At 46.4% G+C, this 6,726-nt stretch carries 4 protein-coding genes; 1 reads left to right on the top strand and 3 read right to left on the bottom strand.

Annotated features, from left to right (window positions below):
- Positions 1-4: 4 nt before the first annotated feature.
- Positions 5-2,203 carry a thiamine pyrophosphate-dependent enzyme gene (locus GKR71_RS14365; protein ID WP_154609815.1) on the bottom strand — a complete coding sequence of 733 codons (2,199 nt, stop codon included), beginning with the start codon at positions 2,201-2,203 and terminating at the stop codon, positions 5-7.
- Between the two features lie 716 nt (positions 2,204-2,919).
- Here GKR71_RS14365 and GKR71_RS14360 point away from each other — a divergent pair.
- Positions 2,920-3,927, top strand: a complete 1,008-nt coding sequence (locus tag GKR71_RS14360; protein WP_036955273.1) for an AraC family transcriptional regulator — start codon at positions 2,920-2,922, stop codon at positions 3,925-3,927.
- A gap of 175 nt (positions 3,928-4,102) precedes the next feature.
- Here GKR71_RS14360 and GKR71_RS14355 read toward each other — a convergent pair whose 3' ends face one another.
- Positions 4,103-4,999 carry a SphA family protein gene (locus GKR71_RS14355; RefSeq protein WP_036955277.1) on the bottom strand — a complete coding sequence of 299 codons (897 nt, stop codon included), beginning with the start codon at positions 4,997-4,999 and terminating at the stop codon, positions 4,103-4,105.
- 110 nt (positions 5,000-5,109) lie between these two features.
- A complete protein-coding gene (locus tag GKR71_RS14350; protein ID WP_154634472.1) occupies positions 5,110-6,723 on the bottom strand; it encodes a phytoene desaturase family protein in 1,614 nt (537 codons plus the stop codon).
- Positions 6,724-6,726 lie beyond the last annotated feature (3 nt).

The following is a 6,726-nucleotide window of genomic DNA, read 5'->3' as shown; positions in this document are numbered from 1 at the left end:
CCCCCTAGAAACTCAGTTGTTCACGGCGGCGTGCATCACGACGCTGCAAGAAACCAATAAACCAACCGCGAACACGGTGGCGCAATTTGTCCCAGCCATTTGGGTTGGTAATAATCTGAGCTTTAAAGAATGAAGGGCACAGCACTGCGGCATGGGAAACCTCACCGCACAGTCCACAGCCTACGCAGCTATCCATCACTGTCGCGACAGGGTCTGTACGTAAAGGATCTGGGTTAGGTTTGATTGATAACGATGGGCAACCCGATAAACGAATACAGGAGTGGTCTCCCGTGCAAGTGTCTGAATCAACGCCAAAACGTTCACGGACAACTCGCTTGCCTGCTGAAACGTCATCACGAACTTTTTTCTTTTCGCGGCGCTGTTTGTTCAACATACATTCGCTTTGCGCAATTAACACTTTAGGACCGCTTTCTGTCGTCGTCAGTGCCTCACGCAGCGTATTCGTCATGGCTTTTAAATCATAGGTACGCTTGATGGTTTTTACCCAATTAACTCCAACGCCTTTAACTGCTTTTTCAATCTCATGCCCAGTGCTGCGGGTAGAATTTAGCGCCGTTGACGATAAAATATCTTGCCCACCGGTTGCAGAGGTATAACTGTTATCAACAACAATGGTTAAGTTATCGCTACGGTTAAATACACTGTTAGCAATACCGCTGGTTAACCCGTTGTGCCAAAAACCGCCATCGCCCATCACAGAAATCGCTCGTTTGCCCGCTTTGGCATTTAACGCAGCAGCACCCGCGCCACCAAGCCCGTATCCCATCGTCGTGTTACCGAGGTTAAATGGCGGCAGAATAGAGAATAAATGGCAGCCAATATCCGCACTCACATGGTGTTCACCCAGTTCACGCTCAATTAGCTTCATTGCAGTAAAAATGGGACGTTCAGGGCAGCCCGTACAAAATCCAGGTGGGCGTGCATGCACCGTTTCATTCAGAGTCGGTTCCGCCGCATTCACATATTCAGGTAGGTCATCATCGGCTTTGACAGCCGCGACATTAATAGTTGGAATACGAATCTGATTTGCAGCCGCTTTCACTTGTGGCTCAATTTTGCCATAACGTTCGAAGAATGAGCACAGCCCTGCTAATACCGTTGCGGTGTTATATTCTCCCGCCATCGGGAGCATATCTTTACCGTGTAGCGCCACGTCAATATTGCGTTGACGTAAAATATTTGCCACGTTTTGCTCAACGAAATTCGGTTGCCCTTCTTCTAAAACTAAAATAGCTTTTTTATTGCGACAAAAACGTTCAAATTCGTCATCAATCAACGGGTAAGCCACATTCATGACATACAACGGGATTTTGCTATTACCAAAAACGTCGGCTAGACCAATTTGGTTTAATGCGCGGATCAGCGTGTTGTAGTTACCACCTTGTAAGGCGATCCCCACATCTTCGGCATCTTCCGCAAAAAATTCGTTGAGTTCACGTTCTTGAATAAATTTGATGGCAGCAGGCCAGCGAGCCTCAATTTTTTCTTTTTCATGTAAAAAACTGGCTGGCGGTAACACGATGCGGCTCACGTCGCGAGTTGGGTTCTCTAGCGCGTCTTTGACCGTAAATTTTGGATATTGATTATCAGAGCATGTGAACTGCCCATGAACATGGCAAGAGCGAATACGCATTTGCAGCATAACTGGGGTATTACTGGCTTCGGAAAGATCAAAACCATCTTTAACTGCTTGAACGATGCAAGGTAAATTAGGGCGTGGGTCGAGTAGCCACATTTGGGATTTCATGGCAAATGCGTGGCTACGTTCCTGCATGATGGAGGAGCCTTCGCCGTAATCTTCACCGACGATGATCAACGCACCACCCAGTACACCTCCAGAGGCTAAGTTTGCTAATGCATCTGAAGCCACGTTAGTACCTACGGTTGCTTTGAATGTCACTGCACCACGTAAAGGATAATTAACCGATGCGGCCAGAGTCGCGGCAGCAGTGGCTTCACTGGCGCTATTTTCGAAACGAATACCGTATTCCGATAGGATATCCTGCGCATCTGCCAGCACATCCATTAAATGGGAGATGGGAGCGCCTTGATAGCCTGCCACATAGGAAACCCCTGATTCGAGTAACGCTTTCGTAACGGCAAGTATCCCTTCACCGCTGAAGACTTCGCCTTCACCCTGCCGTAATTTTTGAACTTCTTGAACAAACGAGCGCTCAGCCATTTTAACCTCACCAGTCAACGTCAGCACGTTGTTATCTTTTTTGTGTTTCTTTCTTGTATCTCATTTGTTAATAAATGGTCAATCCATGATTAATCATGCATATTAGATTTTTGCAGAGAGTGGATAAGAGGTGCATAGAGCGGACAAAATCATTGTAAAACAATGAAAAAATGTCATAGAAATGGACAATGGATAAGAATCTTCACCAAAGAAAGCTGTGGCTAACTTTCCTAATGAATCAACGAATAATCCTAATTATCACTTACAAATAGAAGGGTATTAGAGTATTCCTCTAATAAAAAATGAAATGCCACCATAGATAACTTTTTGCTTAATCAATAGGTAGGTGAATATACAAAACAATATGAAAAATCATATATTTATAACTAAAAATTAATAAGAATAACTTTATTTTTTAGTTTGTTATAGAAATCACATTCAGTGAATTCTCTCTATTTTTTTGCAGTATCTGGATAGTTTTTGCACAAATATGGCTAGGTAAGCAAATTCCTTTATGCTATGTTCGAAGCGTAATTAGTTAAAATTTGTTTAATAAAATGTTAATAAAATCGACCTGTGTAATAAGTCGAAGATAATAAAAAAATAACAATGAGATATCGAAATATCCCATAGTGACCCTCGAGGATCCTAGCTTATCGCGACACTCGCTAGGCAACCTATCAAGGTCACAGTGTTTACTTTGGAGGCACCTCCTTATGTTGAGCAATTCATGGCCTTACGCACCTGCACCTCAGATAGAGAACCAACTCTGTTCTTCTGAGCGATTATTATTCAGTTCTGCTGATCCTGAAGAGATTAAATCTATGGTGGGGCGTGTGATGAAGCCTCATCAATTTCAGTTACTTAACCAGCATCAGCGTCTTGATGCTCGCATGCATTACATTCCAATGGGGGATATTTCTCTCAGCCGGCTACGCTATGGGGCAGATGTCGCTATCACCCCTGGACAACTGGAAGATTTTTTTCTGGTGCAAATGCCATTATCAGGTAGTGCAATTATCGAAAGTGGCGGGAAAACTTTAGAATCCACACCACAAATGGCTTCTTTGCTTAGCCCAGAAGAGTCTACGGTGATGCGTTGGAACAGTGACAATGACCAATTTATGCTACGAATTTCTCGTTCTTTATTAGAGCGTACGTTAGTTGGGCAGCTTGGGCATACCTTAGAGAAACCATTAGTTTTTGAATTAGGGTTTGCTTGGCAGTCTTGTATTGCATGGCGTACGTTGATGAATTATTTGGTTGAATGCGCTACACGTACACCTGATTTACTGCAGCATAAACTGATAACCACCCAAGTAGAGCAGTTGGTTTCTGTTACCCTACTTTCCACCCACCAGCATAATTATTTAGAAGATTCGGGTATGCGCCGAGCCACCATTCGCCCGCGTCATGTGCGCCGCGTTCAAGAGTACCTCGAAGCACACGCCCATGAACCGATTACCGTTGAACAACTCGCCCATATTGCTGGCGTCAGTTTGCGCAGCTTATATGCCGGTTTTAAAGAGTTTTTAGATATTAGCCCGATGCAATATTTACGTGATTTGCGTATGGAGCGAGTTCGAGCCGAATTGATGTCAGGGGAAGCCACCAGCGTGACTGGCGTGGCACTACGCTGGGGATTCGCCCACATGGGACGGTTTAGCGCAGAATATAAGCAACGCTACGGAGAAAGCCCAAGCCAAAGTATGAAAAAAGCGTAAATTCACGTATTAAAACCTATCTAGGTTAAAGTGACCGTATGGCTGATTAGCAAGCTGTACGGTCATTTTTCATATATGGAAGGCTCAACTATCACCTGAAAATGAAAATAGGTAATAAGAATTACGTACTTCAATATCAGCAGCCTTTCGGCTGCCAATATTGAAGAGAAAGGGATTAAAACGGAATAGACGCTTTGAGGTAAATTTGTGAACCTTCAGGACGGTTTTTCACAGAAAAATCCTTCTCCCACTTCGCCGTAAATAGCCAACCTTGTGGGTTTGCATAACGGATTGAAGGACCGACTGCGAAAGCTTGAGCCTTACCTTGCGCTGAGTTTGGACCACTGTCATTGGTGGTTTGCATAAATCCATAACCCCCAACACCCGCGACCCAGCCATTACCAAAGCCCCAGCCTAATGCATAATCGGCGTGGAATGCTTGCCCTGAACGCGTGTCCGTATCATTGTTACGGAAGTTAAAGTCATACATCATTTTTAAATCCGCATTCACCCCGACAGGAGGAATGTAGCTGATTGCCCACACCGGCTGTAATACCCAGTAATTTTTCCCTAAACTTGATGGGTCGGTTTTACTGTATTTTCCGGTTGGCGCGTAAGCATCCAGCCCTAAGACATAATGCAAGTCAGCGGAAGGATGGAAACCGAGTGCGGGACCAAAAGTAATATCCCCGAGTCCACGACTGGTTTCTTTATTCCCCGCCGCCTTCGCCGTCACATCCAACAAAGGAAGGATGGTATGAAACGCTAAATCGCCACCAAACACTTTTTGGTCAGTTACCCAGATAAAACGTGGTGCGAGTACGTTCACATTCACACTAAACCCGGGGATTGGAATTTTATCGCCTTTGTTGTCGCGAACACTGTCATAGTGGGCATTTCCACCATAGACCAACACATGGACACCTTGCGGTGGCAGTGCGCCAGACATAAAGTTTTCTAGCCCATCAGGGTAGATCCCAAGACCGCCCCCTTCTGTTGCGACAGCACCAAATGACAGTGCACCCAAGCACGAGCCGACGAGCAGCTTATTCACCATTTCTTTATTCATCATTTACCTGCCGCTGTAGTGGTTTTATGATATTTTTTATATGTTTACTTTGATGTTTACTTGTATGTTTGCTGTGTTTGTCTTGCCTTGAATTGATTCAGGCCCATTCTCTATTACCGCTTTTTCTTCGCTGCTAATTTCTCAGCGACTAAATACCCAGAGCCCCCGCCAAGACCGGGACCCGGATGGGTTGATGCCCCAATATGGAACAGATTTTTGACTGCTGTTTGATGCGCTTTGGTCTGCCCTGAAGCGGCAAACGGTCGCAACCAAAAGAATTGATCTGGCGAACAGGTTCCTGAGTAAGGATCCCCCCCCACCAGATTGCAGTTATAACGCTCAAGATCGGCTGGGGAAATTGCTTTACGACCGACTATCAAATCAGACACCCCCGGCATCACCATTTCCAAACACTGCTGAATGCGATCGGCAACTGCTTCACGCACCGCATCATTCCAACGGCCATCTTCAGGGATCGCAATTTCTCCCGCTGCATCCCCTTTAAGATAGCGAGGCAGTTCCTGCATTTGTATCCACAAGATCCACCCGCCTTCAGGGGCACGACTTGGGTCTAATGTGGTCGGTTGACCGATCCCAAACGTCGGGCGATCAGGTAGATAGCCATTATTGGCTTGCGTGACAGATAAGCACACTTGTTCCATGCTCTCTGTGAAATGAACCAACGGCACATTCAGTAATTCAGGGTTGCACCATGGCGGCGGCGCGCTTAGCGCAAAATGGATTTGCATCCCACCGCGACCATAACGATAACCTTTCGCCCTCTGCTTCACTTGTGGTGAAACCTCATCAAGCAAGCCGCCATATAACTGGGTTGGCGTTACGTTGCACACCACACTTTCACTCGCAGGGATAAACTGCCCATTCACACGAACCCCTGTGGCACGGCTATTTTTACCGCTGCCTTGTGTAATGATCTTCTCCACATGGGCGTTGGTACGTAACTCACCACCATGTTGCTCAATCACTTTGGCAAACGCATCGACAATCCGATAGCTGCCACCTTTGACAACGGGCATTCCACCCGCCACAACCGCGGCAAACGTCAGTTTACCAATCAGCGCCGAGCTGGCTTCATCAGGCCCTAACCCCGTATGCAGCACCCACGGCGCCATCAACGCACGGCTAAAATCATGCTGTAATTCCCGCTCAGACCAGCGACGAAAACTTTCCACGCCAGATTTAGCAAAATCCAGCAAGCCATCAACACCGCGTTTGCGCCACTCGGAAAACAGCAACTTGAGCATGCCGCCGCTGTAGGGATTTTGCCCCAATAGACCAAATGTCAGTGCGGCATCTTCGCTAAACAGTTTTTCTGCCATTTGGCGAAACACTAAGCCATCTCCGGGAGCGATAGCATCTAGCTGCTTAGCAGCCTGCGCAATATCTCGCTTTAATGCCACAGATTTGCCATCAGGCTGCACCAATCCAGTGGAATAGTCGCATTGCGCGAATTCCAACCCCTGTTGTTGAAGCAATGGCGCTAACTCTTGGTAGCCTGGGCTACCAACGAACAGTGAATACCAGCATGAAAGTAAGTCGTGAGTGTAGCCTTCAAATAACGCTTCGGTACGAATACAGCCGCCAAGGCTGTCGTTACGTTCTAGAACCAAAACCGATTTCCCACGCACCGCCAATAAGGCGGCGCACATCAGCGAATTCATCCCGCTGCCGACCACGATCACTTGGGGATTGGATAAGGTCGCCATACT

This window comes from Providencia sp. wls1922, from assembly GCF_009706505.1.
Classification (GTDB): Bacteria; Pseudomonadota; Gammaproteobacteria; order Enterobacterales; family Enterobacteriaceae; genus Providencia; species Providencia lanzhouensis.
Note: the sequence above shows the minus strand (reverse complement) of the source record. Positions and strands in the feature narration are given on the sequence as shown.